The organism is Bartonella phoceensis (genome assembly GCF_902825145.1).
Lineage (GTDB): Bacteria > Pseudomonadota > Alphaproteobacteria > Rhizobiales > Rhizobiaceae > Bartonella > Bartonella phoceensis.
This window is the reverse complement of record NZ_CADEAD010000055.1, coordinates 1-409: the sequence shown is the minus strand read 5'-3', so window position 1 is coordinate 409 and position 409 is coordinate 1. Positions and strand designations below refer to the sequence as shown.

Below are 409 nucleotides of genomic sequence, written 5' to 3'. Positions count from 1 at the left end.
AAGTTACATCGTCACTACGTAAATTAACTGGAAATTCAGGTTTATTTATCTCCTCTGGTTCAGGGTCAACTTGTAGCCATATTAATTCTGGCGCAGTAGGGCAATTAATACTTTCTGGTAAGTTATTAATTAAACTCTTGCGTGATGCCTCCCATGCAATGTTGGTACTGAAGTATCGGTAATTTCCTTTGTTAGTCAGTTCAAAATTAAATTTATTGTAAAATTTCCTTTCAAATTGCTGTCTTGATTTATCCATCACTCCACCTTTAATCTTCAGGTTGTACCCAGTAATCAATAAGCGACTCTATTGCATCGCTAATAATTACACCTTGCTCAGATTCAGTTAATTGGTTCCATTCAGCCTCGGTCATTCCTAAACCAGTTTCAGAATCAGAGCCAACCTTATTTG

The 409-nt window shown here is 36.4% G+C and carries 2 protein-coding genes; both read right to left on the bottom strand.

Features of this window, described 5'->3' with window-relative positions:
- The coding region (locus tag J7R07_RS08055; protein WP_208436327.1) for a hypothetical protein at positions 1-256 on the bottom strand (256 nt) is incomplete at its 3' end.
- A gap of 10 nt (positions 257-266) precedes the next feature.
- Positions 267-409, bottom strand: a 143-nt coding sequence (locus J7R07_RS08610; RefSeq protein WP_425489188.1) for a DUF7167 family protein, incomplete at its 5' end; no start/stop codon positions are given.